General features: G+C 71.8%; 16 protein-coding genes and 1 pseudogene. 10 read left to right on the top strand and 7 right to left on the bottom strand.

All coding sequences use genetic code 11. The features are described from left to right. Positions 1-45 precede the first annotated feature (45 nt). Positions 46-1,125, top strand: coding sequence for an alpha/beta fold hydrolase (locus ACH4TG_RS33785; protein WP_398246458.1), 1,080 nt, complete (start codon positions 46-48; stop codon positions 1,123-1,125). Positions 1,126-1,203: 78 nt separating this feature from the next. Beyond that, entirely contained in the window at positions 1,204-1,800 is a 597-nt protein-coding gene (locus ACH4TG_RS33780) for a CGNR zinc finger domain-containing protein (RefSeq protein WP_398246457.1), read from the top strand. A gap of 72 nt (positions 1,801-1,872) precedes the next feature. On the opposite strand, the gene ACH4TG_RS33775 is transcribed toward ACH4TG_RS33780, so the two are convergent. Both ACH4TG_RS33775 and ACH4TG_RS33770 read right to left on the bottom strand, forming a co-directional pair. Then, a complete protein-coding gene (locus ACH4TG_RS33775; RefSeq protein WP_398246456.1) occupies positions 1,873-3,711 on the bottom strand; it encodes a serine/threonine-protein kinase in 1,839 nt (612 codons plus the stop codon). A gap of 170 nt (positions 3,712-3,881) precedes the next feature. Beyond that, the gene (locus tag ACH4TG_RS33770) at positions 3,882-4,364 is read right to left on the bottom strand and encodes a SitI3 family protein (protein ID WP_398246455.1); all 483 of its coding nucleotides are present in this window, start codon (positions 4,362-4,364) and stop codon (positions 3,882-3,884) included. A 240-nt stretch (positions 4,365-4,604) separates the two neighbouring features. Between ACH4TG_RS33770 and ACH4TG_RS33765 the strand changes: the two are divergent. Further along, a pseudogene (locus tag ACH4TG_RS33765) lies at positions 4,605-4,763 on the top strand (hypothetical protein); the annotation flags it as partial. Between the two features lie 179 nt (positions 4,764-4,942). Here the strand turns inward: ACH4TG_RS33765 and ACH4TG_RS33760 are convergent. Then, positions 4,943-5,338 carry a hypothetical protein gene (locus tag ACH4TG_RS33760; protein WP_398246454.1) on the bottom strand — a complete coding sequence of 132 codons (396 nt, stop codon included), beginning with the start codon at positions 5,336-5,338 and terminating at the stop codon, positions 4,943-4,945. A gap of 794 nt (positions 5,339-6,132) precedes the next feature. Between ACH4TG_RS33760 and ACH4TG_RS33755 the strand changes: the two genes are divergently transcribed. Both ACH4TG_RS33755 and ACH4TG_RS33750 read left to right on the top strand, forming a co-directional pair. Next, positions 6,133-8,889: a DEAD/DEAH box helicase gene (locus tag ACH4TG_RS33755; protein ID WP_398246549.1), complete on the top strand. Its 2,757-nt coding sequence runs from the start codon at positions 6,133-6,135 to the stop codon at positions 8,887-8,889. A 25-nt stretch (positions 8,890-8,914) separates the two neighbouring features. Then, positions 8,915-10,306 (top strand): SWIM zinc finger family protein, encoded by a 1,392-nt coding sequence (locus ACH4TG_RS33750; RefSeq protein ID WP_398246453.1) that lies wholly within the window; start codon positions 8,915-8,917, stop codon positions 10,304-10,306. Positions 10,307-10,369: 63 nt separating this feature from the next. Here the strand turns inward: ACH4TG_RS33750 and ACH4TG_RS33745 are convergent, their stop codons facing one another. Continuing rightward, positions 10,370-10,729, bottom strand: a complete 360-nt coding sequence (locus ACH4TG_RS33745) for a hypothetical protein (protein ID WP_398246452.1) — start codon at positions 10,727-10,729, stop codon at positions 10,370-10,372. Between the two features lie 85 nt (positions 10,730-10,814). Further along, positions 10,815-11,738 (bottom strand): LysR substrate-binding domain-containing protein, encoded by a 924-nt coding sequence (locus ACH4TG_RS33740; RefSeq protein WP_398246451.1) that lies wholly within the window; start codon positions 11,736-11,738, stop codon positions 10,815-10,817. An 11-nt stretch (positions 11,739-11,749) separates the two neighbouring features. Between ACH4TG_RS33740 and ACH4TG_RS33735 the strand changes: the two genes are divergently transcribed. The 4 genes from ACH4TG_RS33735 to ACH4TG_RS33720 all read left to right on the top strand — a co-directional run bounded on the left by ACH4TG_RS33735 (position 11,750) and on the right by ACH4TG_RS33720 (position 16,159). Further along, a complete protein-coding gene (locus ACH4TG_RS33735) occupies positions 11,750-12,961 on the top strand; it encodes a YeiH family protein (RefSeq protein WP_398246450.1) in 1,212 nt (403 codons plus the stop codon). Between the two features lie 317 nt (positions 12,962-13,278). After that, a complete protein-coding gene (locus tag ACH4TG_RS33730; protein ID WP_398246449.1) occupies positions 13,279-14,121 on the top strand; it encodes a S1 RNA-binding domain-containing protein in 843 nt (280 codons plus the stop codon). A gap of 521 nt (positions 14,122-14,642) precedes the next feature. After that, positions 14,643-15,758 carry a hypothetical protein gene (locus ACH4TG_RS33725; protein WP_398246448.1) on the top strand — a complete coding sequence of 372 codons (1,116 nt, stop codon included), beginning with the start codon at positions 14,643-14,645 and terminating at the stop codon, positions 15,756-15,758. Positions 15,759-16,030: 272 nt separating this feature from the next. Further along, a complete protein-coding gene (locus ACH4TG_RS33720) occupies positions 16,031-16,159 on the top strand; it encodes a DUF6408 family protein (RefSeq protein ID WP_398246447.1) in 129 nt (42 codons plus the stop codon). A gap of 119 nt (positions 16,160-16,278) precedes the next feature. Here the strand turns inward: ACH4TG_RS33720 and ACH4TG_RS33715 are convergent, their stop codons facing one another. Together ACH4TG_RS33715 and ACH4TG_RS33710 are read right to left on the bottom strand one after the other, a co-directional pair. Further along, a complete protein-coding gene (locus tag ACH4TG_RS33715) occupies positions 16,279-18,393 on the bottom strand; it encodes a DUF2075 domain-containing protein (protein WP_398246548.1) in 2,115 nt (704 codons plus the stop codon). Positions 18,394-18,550: 157 nt separating this feature from the next. Beyond that, a complete protein-coding gene (locus ACH4TG_RS33710) occupies positions 18,551-20,437 on the bottom strand; it encodes a DNA/RNA helicase domain-containing protein (RefSeq protein ID WP_398246446.1) in 1,887 nt (628 codons plus the stop codon). A 269-nt stretch (positions 20,438-20,706) separates the two neighbouring features. Here ACH4TG_RS33710 and ACH4TG_RS33705 point away from each other — a divergent pair, with 269 nt between their 5' ends. Beyond that, positions 20,707-21,426, top strand: coding sequence for a hypothetical protein (locus tag ACH4TG_RS33705; RefSeq protein WP_398246445.1), 720 nt, complete (start codon positions 20,707-20,709; stop codon positions 21,424-21,426). Positions 21,427-21,507: the final 81 nt, after the last annotated feature.

Raw genomic sequence — 21,507 nt, 5'->3', positions numbered from 1 at the left:
CCTACCGCACACATCGCTCAAACCACGTATTTCTGGAGGATTCCCGTGATCGACAGGCGCTCGTTCGGCAAGGCCCTGGGTGTGGGCACGGGGGTGGCCGCGGCGTCCCTGGCCGGGGTGGGGGCCGCGCACCCGGCCGCTGCCGCCCCCGGCGCCGCAGCGGGGCGACCCGGCCCGGGCACGCCGCCCACCGTGCCCGCGACCGCCCCGGGCGCGCACACCACCTTCCCCCCGCTGAAGCGCGTCACCGCCGGCGTCCTGGACGTCGGCTACGCCGAACTGGGGCCGCGCCACGGGCCGGTGGTGATCTGCCTGCACGGCTGGCCGTACGACATCCACAGCTACGTCGACGTCGCACCGCTGCTCGCGGCCGAGGGCTACCGGGTGCTCGTGCCGTACCTGCGCGGGCACGGCACGACGCGGTTCCTGTCCCCGCGCACCGTCCGCAACGCCCAGCAGTCGGCGATCGCCCTGGACGTCATCGCGTTCATGGACGCGCTCAGGATCGATCAGGCGGTGCTTGCCGGGTTCGACTGGGGCTCGCGGACCGCCGACATCATCGCGGCCCTGTGGCCCGAGCGGGTCAAGGCGCTGGTCTCGGTGAGCGGCTACCTGATCACCAGCCTGGAGGCGAACCTGTCGCCGCTGCCGGCGAAGGCCGAGTACGCCTGGTGGTACCAGTACTACTTCGCCACCGAGCGCGGCCGGAAGGCCATGGACGACCCGGACGAGCGGCGCGACCTGTGCCGGCTGGTCTGGGACGTCGTCTCCCCCACCTGGGACTTCGACGACGCCACCTTCGCGCGCACCGCGACCGCCTTCGACAACCCCGACTACGCCGCGATCGTGGTCCACAACTACCGCTGGCGGCTGGGCCTGGCGGACGGCGAGCGCCGCTACGACCGCTTCGAGCGGCTTCTCGCCGCCCGGCCGGCGATCGGCGTGCCCACCATCACCCTGGACGCCGAGCGGGACCCGTTCACCGGTTCCCTCGACGGCTCGTCGTACCGGCAGATGTTCACCGGGCCCTACGACCACCGCACGCTGCTCGGCATCGGGCACGACGTGCCGCAGGAGGCACCGACCGCGTTCGCCCAGGCCGTGATCGACGCGGACCGGCTGTGACGGCCCCGCGGCCGGGCCCGCCACCCGCAGCGCCCGTGCGGCTTTGCACCCGACCCCATCACCTGTCAGACTGGTGACGTGACCCTCGACCATGTCTTCGTGTGCGACCACCCGGCGCTCGACTTCGCCGCGACGCTGCGCGCCCGCCGGTCCAGGCGGTTCGAGATGTTCGCCGCCCCGGACCGGCTGGACGCCTGGTTCCTGGAGTCCGGCCTGGTGGACGCGGTGGCACCGCGCAGCACGCAGGCCGACGTCGAGCGGGCCATGGTCGTGCGAGAGGCCGTCTACGTCCTGGTGCAGGCGCGGCGCCGGGGCGAGGAGTACCCGGAAGCCGAGCTGGCCACGGTGAACGCGGCCGCCCGGCACCCCGCGGCGGCGCCCCAGCTCACCGCGGGCGGCCGCCGCACCGAGGCCACTCCTGAGGGCGCCCTCTCCCTCGTCGCCCGCCAGGCCGTCGAACTCCTCGCGGGCCCCGACGTCCCCCTCCTCAAGGAGTGCGCCAACCCCGAGTGCACCCGCATCTTCGTCGACCGCTCCCGCGGGATGCGGCGCCAGTGGTGCGGCATGGAGGCCTGCGGCAACAAGATCAAGGCCGCCGCCTACCGGGCCCGCAGGAAGTCCCCCGCGGCGTCGGCGCGGGCATCCGCGTCAGCCCAGGCCGCGCCGTCGGCCTGACGGTCCAGGCGCGGGGCGCGGCACGGGCGCGGAATCATCGGCCGGTGAGGGAGCCCGCGGCGCCGCGGTGGTTCACAGGGTGTGGATGGTCATGTGCTGGCGGATCTGGTCGAAGATGCGCTGGCCCTCCGCGGACTGCGCGGCCGCCGCGGGCATCACCACGTCCAGGGTGTACAGGTCGCCGCCACCGCTGACGACACAGAGTTCCAGCTCCCGCATCGCCGGGTGCGCGTCGTCCTCCACGTCGGTGTAGTGGACGTCGAGTTGGGCACCGGCCTGGCTCTGCTGCTGCGCCTCCGTGACCCGGCCGTTTGCGTCCTCGACGGTGTGGGAGTAGTTGATCGTGCCGCCGTCCTTGTACCACTGCAGGTCGTCGTTCGCGACGCCCGCGGCGCTCTGCTTCTCGCCCTGCGTCTTGTGCAGCGTCACCGTGAAGACCTCGTGCGGCGACGTGTACGTGACCTTCTTGTCGGCGATGCTGCGCACGTAGTCGCCGGGCACCGACACCGTCGCGTCGACGCCGCGCTCCTGGTAGGTCTTCCAGCCCTTGGGCAGGCCGTCGCCGGCGAAGGGGTTGACGATCGCGAGCACGACCGCGGCCACCGCGGCGACCGCGACCACGCCGGTGAGCACCTTCGCGCGGCGGCTGCCGCGCAGCGCCCGAACCGCCCGGCCGGCGGCCGAGTCGGCGCCGGGGGCGTCGTGCGGACCGGCGCCGGCGCCGGCGAGCAGCGTGGCCGCCGCGGCGTCGACCTTCGGCGCGGCACGGGGCGGATCGAGGACGGCCCGCAGTTCGTCGGCCAGCCGCGCCGCGGTCGTCCGCGCGGCCGGCTCCTTGCGCAGCACGCCCAGGATGGGACCGGCGAGCGGCCCCGCCTGGCGCGGCGCGGGAAGGTCCGCGAGCAGGACGGCCTGGAACGTCGACGGCGTGGCCTGCCGGCGGAACGGCGAGACCCCTTCCACCGCCTGGTACAGGACGACACCGAGCGACCACAGGTCGGACTCCGGCCCCGGCCGGTGGCCGAGCACCCGCTCCGGGGCGATGTACTCCGGCGACCCGATGAACGCACCGGTCTCCGTCAGCGGCTCCTCGCCCTCCACCTGCGCGATGCCGAAGTCGGTGAGGACCACCCGGTCGTGGCGGCCGAGCAGGATGTTGGCGGGCTTCACGTCGCGGTGCAGCACGCCCGCCTCGTGCGCGGCGGAGAGCGCACCGAGCACGGCGAGCCCGATCCTGGCCGCCTCCCGGGGCGGCAGCGTGCCCTCGGCCAGCATCTCGGCGAGCGACCGTCCGCGCACCAACTCCATGACGATCCACGGCCGTTCGTCCTCGATGACGACGTCGTGCACGGTGACCACGGAGGGGTGGTCGATCCGGGCGGCGGCCCTGGCCTCGCGCTGCATCCGCAGGTACGCGGTCTGCCGCTGGGCGCCCGTCATGTGCTCGGGGACGCGCGGCTCCTTGACCGCCACGTCGCGGTCGACGGTCTCGTCGTGCGCCCGCCAGACGGTGCCCATGCCGCCGAACCCCAGCCGTTCGAGGAGGCGGTAGCGCCCACCGACGAGGCGCCCGCCGCCGCCAGTTGCACCAGGGGTGACGGAGGCCGAGGCGGACGCGGAAGCCGGCGCCGAGGCAGGCGCGGCCGGCCGGTCGGCGGCCTCAGGATCCCCGTGTTGCGCCGGGACGGCGGCGGTTGCGGACGGCGCGGGCGAACCGGGCTGCTCAGGCGTGGAGTTGGACTGGGCAGGGACCACTGCGGGCGCGGCCTCGACGTCGGCCTCGGCTCGGGCGGCCGGCGGAACCGCCGCGGCCTCCCCGTCCCCCGCTGCCGGCGGCTTGAGCACGTAACTCGTCGCCGTCCGCGTGACCTCGTCCTCGGGCTGCCCGCCCGTCCCCCCGTTGTTCGCCATGCGCGGCATGATTCCAGCTCGGCCACGACGGGGCGAAGCCGCGCCCCCGACTGTGGCAAAGGTGTGACCGGCCCGGCGATGCCGAGTCCGCGACGGCGCACGTGGCACGTGGTACGTGGCACGTGGCACGAGCGTGCACCGGGGCCGACTTCCCCTGTGCGCGGTGCCGTTCAGTCCTCCGAGAAGGCGTGGGTGGCGCGGCGAAAGGGCGCGGGCACTTCGCCCAGCCGCCGCGGGGACCACAGGTCGTCCCGTTCGTCCAGGCTGAGGTCGTCACCGCGGCGCAGCAGCCAGACGGTCTCGACGTGGTACTGGAGCACGGCGTCTCCAGGGATCCGCCGCAGCAGCCCGCACGCCAGCCGGACGACGTCGTCCTCCTGCCGGGCCAGGTCCATGTGCTTGGCGAGCCGGAACGCCACGCCCACGCTCGGCGTGATCCCGAGGTCGGTGACCAGCGGACTCCACGGCTGCGGCCGCTTCTCCACGACGCGGAGGTACGTGCCGCCGACCGTCACGGCCCCCTCGCCGAGCAGCGACTCGGGCGTCACCGCCGCGTCGAGGAGCCCGGCGGCGGCGCCGATGTCCTTGAGCTCATGGGCAATCCGTTCCGGCGGCAGCGGTGTCGCGATGCTGAAGCTGTGCGCAAGGGCCATGCCGCGATCATCCGCGGGGTTCCCCGGGGGTGCACGGGCGCGGTCCCGGACAGCCGGGGCGGCCCCGGGCACAGCGGGCTTCGCCACCGCGGCGGGACGCGGCCATGATGCTCCTGCCGTGGACGACGCCGCACGCACCGGCCCGAGCCGGACGGCCACGGCAGGCAGCGGGTCGCCGTGCCCGCACCGCCGGTGCCTGTCGCCGGCCGCCGCCGTCACCGTCACCGACCCGGAGAGCCCATGCTGCACCTGCTGTCACTGCGCTACACGGTCTCGGAGCAGGCTGCCGAGCCGTTCGTCGCCGCACATGTCGCGTATCTGGAACGTCACCACGGGGACGGCACGTTCCTGGTGTCGGGGCAGACCGTGCCCACCGGCGCCGGCGGGGCGATCCTCGCGCACGGCGTGGACCGCGCCGCCGTGAGACGGATCGCCGCCGAGGACCCCTTCGTTCGTCAACGAGGTCGCCGCGTACACCATCACCACGATCACCCCGGGGCGCGTCCACCCCGCCCTGGACGCCGTGCTGAACGCGGTGAGCTGACAGGGGAGTTCGGGCGCGGGCCGCACCCCGATGGTCAGCGGTCGCCGGGGCCGTGCGGCAGCGACAACCGCTCGTACACGGCGTCGAACCGCCCTACCACGGCGCGGAGTTCGCGCGCGCTCTGCCGGGGCAGGCCCTGCATCACGCGGTCGAGGAGCGCGCGGCCCTCCCGGGGATCGCCGCAGCAGTAGTCGTGCGGGCTGCCCCACTCGTCTTCCCGCCGCAACTGGCGTGCGGGCCGGTGGACGTACTCGCGCCACAGGCGCAGGGCGGCGCCGACGTCCCCGGGCTGCAGGTGGTTCCGCGTGTGTTCGAGGTGCTCGATGTCGGACCGCGCCCGCGAGGACAACCCGTCGATGTGCGGCCGCGGCTGCCAGGACGGGCGGCAGGCCGCCCCGGTCCGCACCCGGCCGGGCCGGCTACGCGGCATGGGCCTTTCGGTTCGTCGTCATGCCCGCCATCGTGCCACGACCGCCGAGCGCGCCCCCACGTGATTTCCGGCCCGCCGCCCCGGCCGCCCGAAGGGGCGGTAACTCCGCCGGTCCGGGCGGCCGGCGCGCGGCGGCGGATAGCCTGGGCATAGGGGGACCCTCTGGAGACCGGAGCGTCCGGGGCCCCGCGGACCGCGGCCACGGCCGCGGTGACAGGCACGGATTCCAGGAGTGGGTGCGGTTGGCAAGGCGCTACGGGGTCGCGGCGGACGCCCCCGCGGGTTCCGCCGCACCCGAGGGTTCCGCCGGGTACGGCGACGCGCCCGCGGTCGAGGCACCCGAGCTGGACCGGGGCCGGCTGCTCGCCGCACTGCCCGAGCTGGCCTCGGGCGAGGCGGTGTTCCTTCCCGCGGATCCGCCGCGTCTGGCGCGCGTCGCGTTCTGGGCGCCGCACGCGTCGGGGCGGGACCTGCCGGACCTCGGCGTCGAGCTGCGGGACCTGACGGTGGCCCGCCCGGAGGACGGCGGGGTGTCCGCGCGCGAGGTGCGGGTGCCGGCCGTCGGCGTCCCCGTGGGGCAGGCCGTTCCGCTGCTCACCCGGTGCCGTGCCCTGGCCGCGGGCGGGCGGGCGTCCGCGAGCACGGAGTTCTGGGGGACGGCAGCCGTCCTGGGCCTGAATCTGCTCGCCCGGGGACGGGTGCTGCCGGGCGTCTCACCGGACGGCTTCGACGCGTGGCGGGTCGGGCCGCTGGACACCGGGGACCGCGAGAAGCTGGCCGCGCTGGCGGCCGCCATGCCGCCCGAGGCCCGCGCCGTGCCCGTTCCCGGCCTGTCCCCGCTCGCCCTTCCGGCGGCCGAGCCGCTGCTGCGGGCGTTCCTGGACGCCGTCGCGGACTCCCTGACCCGTACGCCCGCCGCCCGGCACCTGGCCGGCGGGCCGGCCTTCGCGGCGAGCACGCCGCAGCCCGTTCCCGAGCAGCGCGCCTGGGCCGCCGAGGTCGCCGCCGGCCGCGACGCCGGCCTGCAGGTCTCCCTGCGGCTGGAGCTGGCGGACGCGGCCTGGCCCGGCGCCGTCACCTGGGACGACGAGGACCCGGGCCAGCTGCGGGACGCGGCAACAGGCGGGGCGACGGGGCCGACGCCCGGGTCGGCGGACACGGCACCGGGCGGGGAGGCCGGTGCGGACACCGCCCGGGAGAACGACGGGGGCGCGCCCCTGGAGGAAGCCGATGAAGCCGAGGAGGCAGAGGGGGCCGGCGGTCAGACCGGCGTCCGCTCCGGCACAGCACCCTCCTTCCGCGCCGTCGTCCAGCTCCGCAGCCTCGCCGATCCGACCGTGGTGGCCGACGCCGCCGAGCTGTGGGCCGGAACCGCCGCGGCGCCCGAGCTGTTCGGGCCGCGGGCCCGGGTGGACACCCTGCTGACGTTGCGCCGCGCCGCCCGCGCCTGGCAGCCGGTCGCACGGCTGCTGGACGCCGCCGCGCCCACCGGGCTGCTGCTCTCCGACGCGGAGGCCGTGGAACTGCTGGGCGACGCGGCCGAGCGCCTCGCGTCCGCGGGCGTGGCCGTGCACTGGCCCAAGGGTCTCGTGCGCGAGCTGTCCGCGGCCGGCGTCCTGGAACCCGCGCGCAGGACGACGACGTCGTCCGCCGCGTCGCTGCTCTCCTCCGACGGCCTGCTGGAGTTCCGCTGGCGGGTCGCGCTCGGCGACGGCGAGGAGCTGTCGGCGGAGGAGCTGGAGCGGCTGGTCCAGGCGCATCAGCCGATCGTGCGGCTGCGCGACCAGTGGGTGATCGTGGACCAGGAGCTGGTCCGCCGGCTGCGGCGGGCACGCGCCTCCCGGCCGTCGCTGACCGCGATCGACGCCCTGGGCGCGGCCCTGACCGGCAGCGTCGAGGTGGACGGCGAGCAGGTGGCGGTGCGCGCGAGTGGCGCCCTGGAGGAGCTGCGTGCCCGCATCGCCGATCCCGAGGCCCGCGCCGCCCGCGAACCCACCGGACCGCCGGCGGCTCTGGCCGCGACGCTGCGCGCGTACCAGCAGCGCGGCCTGGACTGGCTGCACCGGATGACGTCGCTCGGCCTCGGCGCCTGCCTCGCCGACGACATGGGCCTGGGCAAGACCGTCACGCTGATCGCGCTGCATCTGCGCCGCCAGGAGCGCGCGGCCACCGCCGGGCCGACGCTGGTGGTCTGCCCCGCCTCGATGCTGGGCAACTGGGAGCGGGAGATCCGGCGCTTCGCCCCGTCGGCCCCCGTCCGCCGCTTCCACGGTCCCGGCCGCGACCTGAGCGGGCTGGCCGGCCCGCCCGACGTGGAAGAGCCGGGCGGGCACGTCGACGGCCCGGCCGCCACCGCCCTGATCGCGGAGACGGACGCGGCTACGGGCACGCCCGCACCCACCGGCCAGGCCCCGCCCACGGACCCCGGCTTCGTCCTGACCACCTACGGGACGATGCGCCGCGACGCCGAGCGCCTGGCCGCGCAGCCCTGGGGCCTGCTCGTCGCCGACGAGGCCCAGCACGTGAAGAACCCCTTCGCGCACACCGCCCGGGCCCTGCGCACGATCCCCTCCCGCGGCCGCGTCGCGCTGACCGGCACTCCCGTCGAGAACAACCTGTCCGAGCTGTGGTCCCTCCTGGACTGGACGACGCCGGGGCTGCTGGGCACCCTCCCGGCGTTCCGCGAGCGCTACGCCAAGGCCGTCGAGGGCGAGCGCGACGAGGACGCGGCCCGCCGGCTGGCCGCCCTCGTCCGCCCGTTCCTGCTGCGCCGCCGCAAGTCCGACCCCGGCATCGCGCCGGAGCTGCCGGCCAAGACCGAGACCGAGCAGCCGGTGACGCTGACGAAGGAGCAGGTGTCCCTGTACGAGGCGCTGGTCCGCGAGGTGATGGCGGAGATCGAGGGGACGCAGGGCATGGCCCGGCGCGGGCTGGTGATGAAGCTGCTGACCGGGCTGAAGCAGGTGTGCAACCACCCCGCGCAGTTCCTCAAGGAGCCGCGGGACGCGCGGCTGCCGGGCCGCTCGGGCAAGCTCGAACTGCTCGACGAACTCCTCGACACCGTCCTGGCCGAGGACGGATCGGCCCTGGTGTTCACCCAGTACGTGGCCATGGGCAGGCTGATCGAACGCCACCTCGCGGCACGTGGCGTGGAGACGCTGTTCCTGCACGGCGGCACGCCGGTCGCGCGGCGCGAGGAGATGGTCGACACGTTCCAGTCCGGCGGGAGGCGGGTCTTCCTTCTGTCCCTGAAGGCCGCCGGGACGGGGCTGAACCTCACCCGGGCCGGCCACGTCGTCCACTACGACCGCTGGTGGAACCCGGCCGTGGAGGACCAGGCGACGGACCGCGCCTACCGGATCGGCCAGACCCAGGCCGTCCAGGTCCACAAGCTGGTCGCCGAGGGGACGGTGGAGGAGCGCGTCGCCAAAATGCTGCGGCAGAAGCGGGAGTTGGCGGACGCGGTCCTCGGGTCGGGCGAGGCGGCGTTCAGCGAGTTGACCGATGACGAGCTGGCCGAACTCGTCGCGTTGCGCGGGAGGCGGCCATGAGCGTCGCGCTGCCCGGGAGGCGGCCATGAGCCCCGCCGAGCCGCGCTCGCCGGGTCCCCCGCACCGCGTCCACCGCAGCACCGGTCGGCACCCGAGGGGCGGCGGGCCCGCCGCCGCCCGGACGTTCGAGCCGCTGCCTCCCGCCAAGGGCAGCCGGGCGCCGTTCGCCGAGTCCTGGTGGGGCCGGGCCTGGATCGCGGCGCTGGAGGAGTCCTCCCTGGACACCGGCCGCCTGCAACGCGGCAGGACCTACGCGCGCGGCGGTGCGGTCGGCCGGGTCACGGTGGCTCCCGGATCGGCCACGGCCGCGGTCCAGGGCAGCCGGCCGGATCCCTACCGCTCCACGATGCGGGTGCGGCAGCTCACCGGCGAGGAGTGGGACCGGCTCCTGGACGTGATCGCCGAACGCGCCGCGAACATCGCCGCGTTGCTGGACGGCGAGATGCCGCCCGGGCTCGCCGACGACGCGCGGGCCGCCGAGGTCCCGCTGCTGCCCGGCCCCCAGGACCTCCAGCCGCGCTGCAACTGCCCGGACTGGGGCTTCCCTTGCAAACACGCCGCCGCCCTGTGCTACCAGGTCGGGCGGCTCCTGGACCGCGACCCCTTCGTCCTGCTGCTCCTCCGGGGGCGCGGCGAGGAGGAGTTGACCGACGAGCTCGGGCGCCGCAACCTCGCTCGGGCGGCGGCCGAAGCCGTGGCTCCCGGAGGTGGGGGCGACGGAGGCGGGGACGACGGGGGTGCGGCCGTGCCGCGGCCTCCTGACGCCGACCCGGCAGGGGCGGTCTTCTCCTCCCGCTCCGAACTCCCGCCGCTGCCACCGGTCCCGCCGCTGCCCGACCGTATCGGCCCGGGACCTCGCCTCACGGAGACCTCGCCTCCCGCGCCCGGCGTGGACCCGGTCGGCCTGGAACTCCTCGTCGCCGACGGCGCGATACGTGCCCACCGCCTTCTCGCGTCGGCCCTGGACTCCCCCGGCCATGCCGGATCCCCGCTCCCCGCGCTGCTCACCGAGTGGCAGGACACCGCCCGGCTCGCCGCCACGCACCCGGACGGCCCGCAGGCGTCGGCCCGACTGTCGGCGAACGGCGGCCACGACCCGGCCCGGCTCGCCGCCGCGGCAAGCGCCTGGCGCCACGGAGGTGCCGCGGGCCTGGACGTGCTCGACGGCTCCTGGAACCCGCCGCCGGGGCTCCTGGCCCGAGCTCGCGACGCCCTGCTCGCCGGCTGGTCCGACGGGCCGCCGCCGCGCCTGCGCACCTGGCGCAACCGCTGGACGGTCGTGGACGGCGACGTCCAGCTCCGCCTGGGCACGGACGGGTTGTGGTACCCGTACCGCAAGGACCGCGGCGCCTGGCAGCCCGCCGGGCGGGGCGACACCGATCCGTCCCTGGTCCTGGCCGCCCTGCTCGGGCGGTAACTGCCTTCCCCGGCCGACGGTTCGCCCCTCCTCGACCGGCAACTCCCCTGCGGGCGCCGTCGCTTACGCCCAGCGGCCCGCGGACGCGCCGGCGGGCGCGGCGAAGTAGTCGCCTTCGTCCAGGTCCTGGAGCAGTCCCGGGTGGGTCGGCGTCCAGCCGAGCAGCTCGCGGGTGCGGGCGCTGGAGGCGGGCGCGTCGGCGGCGTACGCGACGGCGGCGTACGCGACGGCGAAGAACGTGCTGCCGAAGTGCTCGACGGCCTCGTCGTGGCTCAGCGACCGTACGGGAAGGCCGAGTCGGGCGCCGATCGTCTCGGCGACGGACTTCAGGGTGACGTTCTCGGCGGCGCCGTGCAGGGCGCTGCCCGCTGGAGCCTCCTCCAGGGCGAGGCGGAAGAGCGAGGCGGCGTCGTCACGGTGCACGGCGGGCCAGCGGTTGGCGCCGTCCCCGACGTGGCCGGAGAACCCGGCGTGGGCGGAGAACCCGGCATGGGCGGAGAACCCGGCCTCAGGCCGACCGGGTCACCGCGAGCAGTCTCAGGGCCGCCTCGGGCAGTTCGCGGCCTTTGAGCCACACCGCGTGCAGCAGCCTGCGCAACGGGACCGCCGGGTCGACCTCGACCTCGACCAGGCGGCCCTGGTCGACGTCCTCGTGGACGGCGAGTGCGGAGAGCACCGCGGGGGCCAGGCCCCGGGCGGCCGCGCTGCGCAAGGGCGCGGTGGAGCCCATTTCGAGGACCGGCACGGCCACACCGTCGTAGGGGCGCAGCGCCTTCTCCAGGGTTTCGCGGGTGCCGGAGCCGGGCTCGCGCAGCAGCAGCGGGGTGTCGGCGAGTTCGCGGCCGCCCAGCGGGCGGTTGCGCCGGGCCCAGGGGTGGCCGGGGGCCACGACCACGGCGAGGCGGTCCCGGCCGACCACGGTGCGATGCAGGTCGTCCGGCACCCAGGGGCCCTCGACGAAGCCCAGGTCGCAACTCCCGCGGCGCAGCGCCTCGATCACCCCGGAGCTGTTGGTGACGGTGAGCCCGACGTGCGTGTCGGCGTCCCCCTCGCGCAGTGCGATCAGCCAGCCCGGCATCAGCTCCTCGGCGATGGTCAGGCTCGCGGTCACCAGGAGCCGGTGGTCCTGCCGGGAGCGCAGCGCGGCGGCTCCCGCGACCAGCGCCTCGGCCTGTTCGAGCAGGGAGCGCGCCCAGTCGCCGACGACGGCCCCGGCCGGGGTGAGCCGGGAGCCCGAGGGAGAGCGGTCGAGCAGCCGCAGCCCCAGACGCCGCTCCAGCGTGCGCATCCGGGCGCTCGCGGAGGGCTGGCTGATGCGCAGCCGCGCGGCGGCCTGCCCCAGGCTCCCGGTCTCGGCGACGCAGACCAGCAGATGCAGGGCGTGCAGGTCGGGAAGCGGTCGCGGATGCCCGCCGGCGGACTCAGGGGTCATAGAAGAACTCTATGAGCTGCCCACAAGATCACGTCTACTGGGCACCGCCCGCCCGGCGCACGCTGAGAACCGTGGCTCTCTCCCGTCCCGAACACCGCACGTCCCCGCGTCGCGCCCTGCCGTCAGCTGCCTCCCGCGAGGAACGCCAGGGGCGCCAGGAAGGCCAGCCCCGGCGGGATCGCCGGGATCGCCGGGATCGCCGGGGCAGCGTCGTGCCGGGTCTCGCGCTCGCCGCCGTCGGCGTGGCCGCGGCCTTCGGGGTGCACGCGCTGGTACCCGCCGTGCCGATGCTCACCGCGGCCGTCGTGCTCGGCGTCGTCGCGGCGCATCTGCCGGGGGCCGCGGGGGGCGCTGCTCTCGTACGCGGTGCCGCGCGGCCGGGCCTGTCGATGGCGGGCAAGCGACTGATGCGGCTCGGCATCGTGCTGCTCGGCCTGAAGCTGAGCCTCGGCGACGTCGTCGGGCTCGGCTGGCAGGCCCTGGTCATGGTGGTCGGGGTCGTCCTCGTCACGTTCTTCGGGACGCGGTGGCTGGGCCGCAGGATCGGCCTCTCCGACGACCAGGCGCTGCTCGTCGCCACCGGCTACTCGATCTGCGGCGCCTCCGCGATCGGCGCGGTCAGCGGGGTGCTCGGCAAGGACGACGGCGACGAGCGGCACGAGGCGGAGGTCGCCTCGTCGGTCGCCCTGGTGACGCTCTGCGGCACGCTCGCGATCGCCGTGCTGCCGCTGCTCAGGACCCCGCTCGGCCTGGACGCGACGGAGTTCGGGCGCTGGGTCGGCGCCGGCGTGCACGACGTCGGGCAGGTCGTCGCCACCGCCCAGACCGCGGGCCCGCAGGCGCTGACCGAGGCGGTCCTGGTGAAGCTGATCCGCGTCGCGATGCTGGCGCCGCTGGTCGCGGGAGTGGCGCTGAGCCGCCGCCGCACCCCCGGGCACCCCGTCGACGGCTCCGGCCACCGCCCCGCCCTGCTGCCCCTGTTCGTCGTGGGCTTCCTGGCGACGGTCGCCCTGCGCAGCACGGGAATCCTCGGCACCGCGGTACTCGACGCCGCCGACACCACCCAGCAACTCCTGCTCGCCGCCGCCCTGTTCGGCCTCGGCAGCGCCGTCCACCTCCCGACCCTCGCCCGCTCCGGCGGCCCCCGCATGGCCCTCCTCGGCCTCGGCTCATGGCTCCTCATCGCAGCCGCCGCCTACGCCGGCGTCACCCTCACCACCTGACCCCCGCCCACCACAAAACCCCAGGCCACATACTCCGTGACCTGGGGTTTTTCGGTGGAGCCGCCTTCGGGATTCGAACCCGAGACCTACGCATTACGAGGCCTGCTTGGGGCGTGCTGGCGGGTGGTGGCGGGTGCCGGTATTTCCGAAACCCGCAGGTCAGCGAGTTTCCCGTTGCCACGGCGTCCGGCGGTTAATGCCGAATGCCAGCACGTCCGCTCACGCATCGCTCACGCATTTGGGAGGCGCTGTCCCTGCGTTCACCTGCACACCCAGGCATCTGCCGGACGCGCAGCAGCCGTGGGAAGCTGATCGCCATGAACGGATCCGCAGACGATGAGGCGGCGGCAAGGGAGTTCCTCTCGACGCTCGGCGTCGGGGACATCTGCGGTGGGACGGTGAGCGACTTCACGCCACGGCACGAGGTGTCCGTGATCCTCGATGGATTCCCTGCTCGCGCGCTCGGCAGGGTCTTCTCTTCCGACCGGTCGTGGGGACGGTCGTCGGCAGTCGCACCCCCGGAGGCCGGGCAGCGTATCACCGCCGAAGTGATCGGCATCGACCTGGAGGCGTGCTGCGCGCGACTGGCGATGACGGCTACCGAGAACCCCGACCTCTGGGCCTTCTTGAAGGGACGGCGGCGGGGTGAGACCTTGACGGGAACCATCGCGTCGATCGAGCGGTTCGGCGTGTTCGTGGCGCTCGACGAGGGCCCCGATCACCCGGTCTTCCCCGGCGTCGGCTTCATCTCATACGCGGAGTTATCCTGGGCGCACTTCGACACGGCGACGGACGTCGTCCAAGTCGGCCAGCATGTCGCATGCGAATTCCTCCAGTTCGACACGTGGAACGGCGAGGCCCGTCTCTCCCTGAAAGCCATGCAGCCCGACCCCCTCATGGCGTTCGCCGAGGCCACCTCCGTAGGCCAAGGACTCCGGGGAAGGGTCACCATGCTCGTCCCGTTCGGCATCTTCGTGGAGGTGGCCCACGGGATCGAGGGACTGGTCCACCAGCGCGAGGACCCGGACGGCGCGCCACCGCACTCACCAGACGGCCCGGTCCAGGTCGGCGATGAGGTCGAGGTCGTCGTCAGTGACATCGATCAGCCGCGGCGGAGAGTCGCACTGTCCTGGCCACACGGCGCCTCCGGTCAACCGTGACCCACGTGCCTCGCCATCACGACGGAGTTCCGCCCTGGTGATGCCCGGACCAAGCGTACGAAGTAAATAGACGCTCGCAGGGAATGCATCAGGACCAGCCGACTGGGTGAGACTTTGAACCCACACCCTCTTCGTGCCGAATGCCGTCGAACCCGGGCCGCTGCCTGGGCATTTGGCGTTGCCGCAGGTCAGAGGGTTGGGCTGAGTGAGGCTGGGGCGGTCTCGCGAGGTCTCGGGGAGCGGTTCGGCTCCCATATGGCTCCCAAGGAATCAGGCGCCTGACGTGCTCAATCCTGCTCACCGCTAACGCGCACCCTGAGGGCTCGCGACATGCCGAAGCGCATCGCATCAGGTACGCGATCGATGTTCGCGTCGTCTCAGTAGGCGCGAGACGGTCAACTCTGGCCTCGATCTACACCTCAAAGTGCATCTGTGGGTCTCTAATGGCCTGAAAGGCCCTCTATCAACCGCCGCAGACCTGGCTCACCCTTCTACCGAGAGTGGTTCGTCCATAAGGCGTCGTGGCGAGAGACGACGGGGGAACTGCGTTGGTGGATCCGGTCTATGTACCTCTCCTACCCATGAGACGCGCCGCTTGGCAGGCGTACGAACGCCTCGACGCTCGCCTCCGCGGGCGCGTTGCTCCGCTCTGGAGCGTTGTGCCGCGCACCGGCCCCGAACGGGTACGTGGGGACCGACCTGCAGCCGATCCCGACGAGGATCCCGCAGCTCTCGCCCCCTGGTTTATCGGTCGCGTCGACGCTTTTCTCGAAGCGTCTTCCGGTGCCACTGGCTGGGTCGACACCGCGCATGTCGAACGACTCGTAGACGCCTCTGCGATCGGCCTGTGGCACCTGGCGACCAGAAGCCGTCTGCGTTTGGTCACTGGCCCTGAACGAGACCATAATCTTCAGCGGTATGCGGCAGACCTTTCATTTCTCACTGGGAGAGGCTTGGGTATCCGCATTCTGCTGGACGAACCACCTGAGGAACCCCGCTCGGCTGAGCTCCTCGACCTTGTCGACAGGGTCTGCCTCCCCCCTTCGCAGCTCGATCTCCTGCTTGACCTCGGTCCGGTGGCGGATACAGCCGACGCGAGTAAGACGGCACTGGCGGCCGTTGACCTACTCGGCGGGCTTCTCCCCTGGCGTACGGTCGTCCTAGCCGCAGGCGCCTTTCCGCGCGCTGTCGAGCACCGCGAAAGCCCCTTGCCGCTTGTCGTTCCCCGCCACGACTGGCATATGCATCGACTGGTCCGCGCCTCGCGCCCAGGGTTCCCGAGACCGCTCCTCTACGGCGACTACTCTGCCGAGCATGCTCTGCGCGCCAACATCCCGTCTATACAGCGACCCGGACCACCATGGGCTCTGATGCGCTACAGCGCTCCTGACGCCTTTCTGGTGGCTCCGGCCCCCACACGAGGTGCACACCGTGCAGACCGAGTCCGGGCCACTGCGCGGAAGATCACCGAGGCGGAGGCATTCCGCCCAGGCGCGAGCCAGGGCGAACGCTGGCTGGTCGATTGCGCGACTGGCGATGGCTCGGCCGGAACGGGCAATGCGGAGACATGGATCCGGGTAGGTCACATCCAACACATGAGCTTCGTCATTGAGCAGTTGACCAGCGCCAAGGGCTGACGCGGACGGCGTGCGTGACCCGGCGAGACGGCCAGTCGAACCTAATTTTCGAGCGACCGTTTCGAGCACCGCTAGGACCGAAGCTCGCGGTGGGGTACGGTATTTGGGCTGCGCACCTCCCCGGAGGGTACGAGCGCGGAGTTCACGGCCCGGTTCCGCCGGCCGCGGGCGACGAACGGCGATCCACCTCGTGGACCTCACTCGCGTGAGGGCGGATGCCCGGTAGGGCAATCCCTGCCATTCCGAGCTCACGCCCGAGGAGTGGTCCCTGTATGAACCCTGTCGAGTACAAGCCTGCGCGCCGTACCTGGTTCCGTGAGGTCCTGGTCGGTGCCGCCGGCGGAGTCATGTCCAGCCTCGTGCTGGAGTTGCTGACGGCGGCAGCGCGTCTGCTTGGCTGAGCCGAGCAGAGTGGCGGGTCCGGGGAGCCCGCCACATCACACGCCATTCACCAAGGGCTGACGTCATTGACGTCGTGCGGGCGTCGCCCTTCCCTGGCCGACCAAGTGTGCTGCCTTCGTCAGAACAGCGGCTGTTGATCATTCTGCGCCGCGCGGGCCCGCTTGCGCCGACGGTTACTGCCCCTTCGGGGCCGACCCTGGCGGTGCACACGTGCCGACGGCGGGAGGTTTTCCCATGTGGGGCGCAGACCGTGTATGTGAACGTCCCCCACGAGCTCTTTGAGATGCGCCCGGGTCTCCTCGTCCGTGGAGTAGAGCACCGTGGCGCGGCTCGCGCGGGTCATCAGCACGTGATAGGCGTTCCGGACGCAGCGGGCGAAGTCGTCATCGCTGAGACTGCTTGTTCGCACCTTGGGATCGAACGATCCCGGGACGCGTACGCGATAAACTCCCGCTTCTGCGTCCCTTCTCTTCTTGCCACGCTGGAACACCCAGCCTCCGTTGCGCCAGACCATGTCTTCCCCCATGATCACGCCACACCAGTCCCATTCGAGGCCCTGTGCTGTGTACACGCAGCCGATCTGATCCAGACCGGCAGGATGCACGGACCAGATTTTCGACGGGGGCACCGTCTTGTTCTCGCAGAAGCTCTCACTCAGAGCGTTCCAGGGGCGGTGCCAGTCGCCGATGCGAACATCGGCCTCGAGTCGGCGCTCCTTCCCCTGCGGTTCGGTCCAGGGCCAGCAATAGCCGGCGACCATGCGGGCCGAGGCACCTGCGAGGGCCTCCGCGCGAATGATCCGCTCCATCTCCTCCGGGCTGTCGACGACCTCGACGTGCATCAGTCCGTCGGGAGTCCACTCCTCCGCGTCGTTTTCGGCCAGCCCGAGGGCATTCCGCACCCAGCGCACGTAGGCGTCGCTGCCTCCGCACCTGAACTGCTCCTGGAGCCGATAGCGGGTCACCGGGACACCACGACGTTCGGCAGCGTCCTCGATCAGCTGTACCGTGCCCACCTCGTTGGGTCGCACCGACTGGCTCTCGTCCAGGAAGAAGAGGGTGAGGCGAGACGCGTCCAGCAGTTCGTCAACCTGGGGCTGCGTGCCCTGCTTCTCCGGCGGGAGTCGGTAGTTGCTGGAGCGGTCGCGCAACCGATGTGCCTCGTCGCAGATGAGCATGTCCAGCGGGAGTTCGGGCGGAGCGACGAAGCTGCTGAAATAGACGAAGCTCTCCTTGAACTCTGTGTCTCCGTACCCCACGTGCTCCTGGATCGCCGCGTTGAAGGCCCGGGATCCACTGGCGTACTTGACTGATCGTCCTGCAGCCTCGAACTCTGCCTTGAGCTGCAGGCCGATTGCGCTCTTCCCGGTACCGGCACCACCGGTGACCAGGAAGACAGCCCGTTTCGGGTCGGGAAGGATTTCTCCCTGCGTCGGATCGCCGAGAAAGTGTGCTGCGGTATCGAGCACATCGTCCGCGACTTGCTTCTGGCGGCCTCGTAAAGTGAAGACGGTGTCTTCTCCGTGCGACTTGATCATGGCGTCGAGCAGCGGAGTGTTCCGGAGGTTCATTCGACGCAGCAGTGTCTCGGCTGCGGAGTCGCTGCCGTCCTGTGCGAAGTGTTCTCGGAGGTCGCGGAGGAGCCTTCCACGGCTGTCCTTGGTGTACGTGCGCGCGTAGGGGCCGGTGGGCGCGCCGACGTCGAGCAGGGGCTGAACGGATTCGTCGGTCGCGTTGTGCAGGTAAGCGAAGCCGCCGCACTCGTAGGTCACATCGTTCAGCCACCCCGATGCTCCGGTGAAGAGCTCGTAGTTCGCACGCAGTTGCACTGCAGGGTGCTTCTTCGGCCCCATGCCCGGCACATGGACTTGCTCTGCTGTGGCGGCATCCAGGCTGGTCACGGTCGACCACTGCTTCAGCTCGACCAGTTGGACCGACAGGCACCTGCTGGCCGGGTGTTGGCCGATCAGGACGACATCGATCAGTCGGGGCTGACCGCCGGTCTCCGGAGTATCGCTTGTCGCGGCGCACTCGACGATCATCTCGATGTCACCGCGGTCTGCGGCCACCAGATCTTTCGCGAGCTCTATGAGACTGACTGCCCACGCGGACCGTTCCGGCAGAGATGCCTGCGTTCGGAGAAAATGCTGCCACCGGGCAGCCAGGTGCGGCACCATCCGACGCCGCGAGTTCAGAGTGAGCAGGTCCTTTGCCGACAGCTTCAGCAGGAGCATTGACACGTGGGGATCCCCCAGGCACGAGTGACTCGTGCGGGTGGGGGCATGTCCACGTGGGGAAGCCCGTCGGGCCGCGACCGGTAGGCAAGATCCTAAGGAATCGCGCTTGCGTCTGACGGGTAGTTGTCGGAGGGCGCGACATTCCAGGGCGTGATCAGCTCGGGACGGTGATCCGCTCTCCCTCGACCAGTTCGCGCAGCTTCTCCTGGCTCTCCGGGTCTGTCGAGTACAGCACCGTGCCGACCATGCCGCGCGTCAGCAGGACCTTGTAGGTGTTGCGGATCAGGCGGTCCACGTCGGCGTCGGATGTGGCCTTCTTGAAGACGGGGTCCTTGGACTTCGTACGGTCGGTGACCCAGCGGTCGCCGCGCCAGACGAGGTCAGGGCCGATGATGACGCCGGACCAGTCGTACTCGAATCCCTGGGCGGTGTAGACGCAGCCGATCTGCCCGAAGCCGGCTGGGTCCGTCGCCCAGAGGGCAGATGGCGGCGCCCCGGAGACGGCCCGCTCGCCGCGCAGGTTCCAGGGGCGTGCCCAGTCGCCGATGACGACGTCCGCCGGGAGCGGGTCGCCGGGCTTGGGCTCCGGTGACCAGGGCCAGCAGTAGCCCGCGGACATGCGCGCGCTGAACTGGCCATTGACGCGGCACCCTTCGAGAAATGCCTCCATCTCCTGCGGGTTTCGCGCGACGTGCAGGTGCATGCGGTCGTCTGGCTCCCAGAGGACCGGTCCCCCCGGCTCCAGGCCGAGCAGCCGTACCACCCAGCGCAGATATGCGTCGCTGCCGCCACAGCGGAACTGCTCTTCGAGTCGTACCACTTGGCAGGTGATTCCCTTTCGGGTCGCGGCCGCTTCGATCTCGTCCACCGTGCCCATCTCACCAGGACGCACCACCTGGTGCTCGTCCAGGAGGAAGACGGGAACGCGGGCGACGTCGATGAGTTCGTCGATCTGCGGCTTGCCCGTGCGGTGGGCGGCAGTGGTGTAACGGTTCGCCGAGGTCTCACGGATACGGTGGGCCTCGTCGCATATGAGCACGTCGAGGGTGTTCTTCTCGGCGGTCATGAAGCTGTTGAAGTACTTGAAGAGGTCCTGTACCTCGCGCTTGCGCGCGCCGGCGACCTTCCTCATAGTCTTCGTGAACGACTGGGACCCGGTGGCGTGCAGGGCCGGAACACCCTGCCGGTACAGCTCTCCGAGCACGGACAGCGCGATGACGCTCTTGCCGGTTCCCGGTCCGCCGGTGACGACCACGACCTCCTTGTGGTCGGACCGCTTCGCCTTGCGGACGGCGTTGAGCACGGTCCGGTAGGCGACCTGCTGCGCGTCCAGGAGGACGAACTGCTCGCGCTCGCGGACCTCCTGTGCCGCCAGAGCCATCAACTGCTTGGACGGGACTGTCTTGCCGGCCTGCAACTCATCGGCCGCACGAGCTCCGGGATGCTTGTCGCTCAGCTTGGTACGGAGATGGTCGAGGAACGCTCCCCGGTCCTGAGCGGTGAACAACCGCCCTCGATCGTCGAGTTCCCTCTCCCGCAGCCCGCTCACGCCGAACTCCGTCGCGTTGTGGAGGTATGCCACTCCGCTGACGCGCGTGGGATGCGCGGCCAGGGCGCCGTTGAAGTTGACCAGGTACTCGCAGTAGCGCCGAACCTGCTCGGCGGGGTTGAGCACTGGCTGCGCGTAGGCGTCGATATGGCAGAGTTCCGGATCGTCGTCGTGCGGGTCGGCCTGGCTCCACTGCTTCAGCTCGACCACGACGTAGGACGGCTCTCCCGTGACCGGATGCACCCCGGCGAGTATGGCGTCGGCCCGCTTGCTGTTCAGGGGCAGCGCATACTCCAGCATCACCTCGACGTCGCTGAGCCCGGCGTCGTTGAGTGCCGCGGCCAGCATCGGAATGCTGCGCTCCCAGGAACGGGCCTCGGACGCTCCGGGACGGTAACCGTGCATGTGGAGGAACTGCTCGGTGAGACGTTCGAGGAGCGAACCGTCACGGGCCATGTCGGCAACAGTCCTGGCGGACATGCGGAGCAGCAAGGATTTCCCCCAGGCAGCACGAAGAGACTCGTGCGGGTGGGGGCGTGTCCTTCGAGACTCCACCGAGGTGGAGCGGAAGCCCGTCGGGCCGCGATGACGATGGAGCCAGATTACTCGGAGGTGAGGCGGGTCAAGGAGTGCTCCGGGTACAGGAAGGGGAAGTCCGTCCAGGCATGTCCCAATGTTGTTCCGGGACGTGGGCAACTGCCGAATCGAGCCATCGGCACAACCCCTGAGCGGTTGGCCGCGCCGCGCCGCACAATTGGTCAGTGACAGACGCGGGAACCGTCCTCAGCACCCTCGTGCTACCGTCCGCGGCTCGTACAGCCCTGTTCCGACCCCGATCCGAGAGCATCGATTATCACGAGGTCGCGGTCCCCGCGGGCTGGTGGAATGCTGCGCTCGCCCAGCACAAACTGCCCGGCGGGCCGGTTGTGGGACGTACCGATCATCATGGCGCGACCATGATCAGCCGAGGGCAGTTGTTCGGGCTCGCTTCCGACGTCGATCTCGCGAGCGAGCACGAAGTTTTGTGCCTGCTGTGGCACGTCCTCGCATGGGGCAGCGGCTTCAAGCTCCGTAACAACCACAAGCGACTCACGGGCATCGCCAAGGATTTCACCGCGGCAGTCGCCACGCTTCGCGAGGCCGCCCGCCTCGCCCGCATCGATCCCGAGGCCTCCTACGCACAGTTCCACCGCGCCACCGGCACCCCCATCCCCCACCTAGGGCCGGCCTTCTTCACCAAGTACCTCTACTTCGCGGGCGCCGGCCTCCTCGCTCACCCCTGCGCCATCCTCGACAGCCGAGTCGCCCACACCCTCCACACCCGATGCGGCTGGAGCTCGCTGCGCAGCGGGGGCAACTGGCCAGCACACACATACCAGCGCTACTGCGCACTCCTGGCTCGCTGGGCCGCCGAGGAGAGGGCGCGGGCCGGGCGGGAGGTCGGGCTGGACGAGATCGAGCGCTGGCTCTTCAGCGCTTGACGGCCCTCCCAGACCGTGACGCCCGTCATCAGGCCGCTGCCGAGCGGCAGGGCAGGCAACAGCGGCATCCAGTTATGCCGC

This window comes from Streptomyces sp. NPDC020917 (assembly GCF_044333795.1).
Taxonomy (GTDB): domain Bacteria; phylum Actinomycetota; class Actinomycetes; order Streptomycetales; family Streptomycetaceae; genus Actinacidiphila.
The sequence above is the reverse complement of the archived record's forward strand: the minus strand, read 5'-3'. Positions and strand labels throughout refer to the sequence as shown.

What these genes read in the sequence shown, in the direction of transcription:
- ACH4TG_RS33775 (WP_398246456.1), bottom strand. Translation starts at nt 3,711, where the DNA reads ATGGCGAACAACGGGGGGACGGGCGGGCAGCCCGAGGACGAGGTCACG.
- ACH4TG_RS33770 (WP_398246455.1), bottom strand. Translation starts at nt 4,364, where the DNA reads ATGGCCCTTGCGCACAGCTTCAGCATCGCGACACCGCTGCCGCCGGAA.
- ACH4TG_RS33760 (WP_398246454.1), bottom strand. Translation starts at nt 5,338, where the DNA reads ATGCCGCGTAGCCGGCCCGGCCGGGTGCGGACCGGGGCGGCCTGCCGC.
- ACH4TG_RS33755 (WP_398246549.1), top strand. Translation starts at nt 6,133, where the DNA reads ATGCCGCCCGAGGCCCGCGCCGTGCCCGTTCCCGGCCTGTCCCCGCTC.
- ACH4TG_RS33750 (WP_398246453.1), top strand. Translation starts at nt 8,915, where the DNA reads ATGAGCCCCGCCGAGCCGCGCTCGCCGGGTCCCCCGCACCGCGTCCAC.
- ACH4TG_RS33740 (WP_398246451.1), bottom strand. Translation starts at nt 11,738, where the DNA reads ATGACCCCTGAGTCCGCCGGCGGGCATCCGCGACCGCTTCCCGACCTG.
- ACH4TG_RS33735 (WP_398246450.1), top strand. Translation starts at nt 11,750, where the DNA reads ATGAGCTGCCCACAAGATCACGTCTACTGGGCACCGCCCGCCCGGCGC.
- ACH4TG_RS33730 (WP_398246449.1), top strand. Translation starts at nt 13,279, where the DNA reads ATGAACGGATCCGCAGACGATGAGGCGGCGGCAAGGGAGTTCCTCTCG.
- ACH4TG_RS33720 (WP_398246447.1), top strand. Translation starts at nt 16,031, where the DNA reads ATGAACCCTGTCGAGTACAAGCCTGCGCGCCGTACCTGGTTCCGTGAG.
- ACH4TG_RS33715 (WP_398246548.1), bottom strand. Translation starts at nt 18,393, where the DNA reads ATGCTCCTGCTGAAGCTGTCGGCAAAGGACCTGCTCACTCTGAACTCG.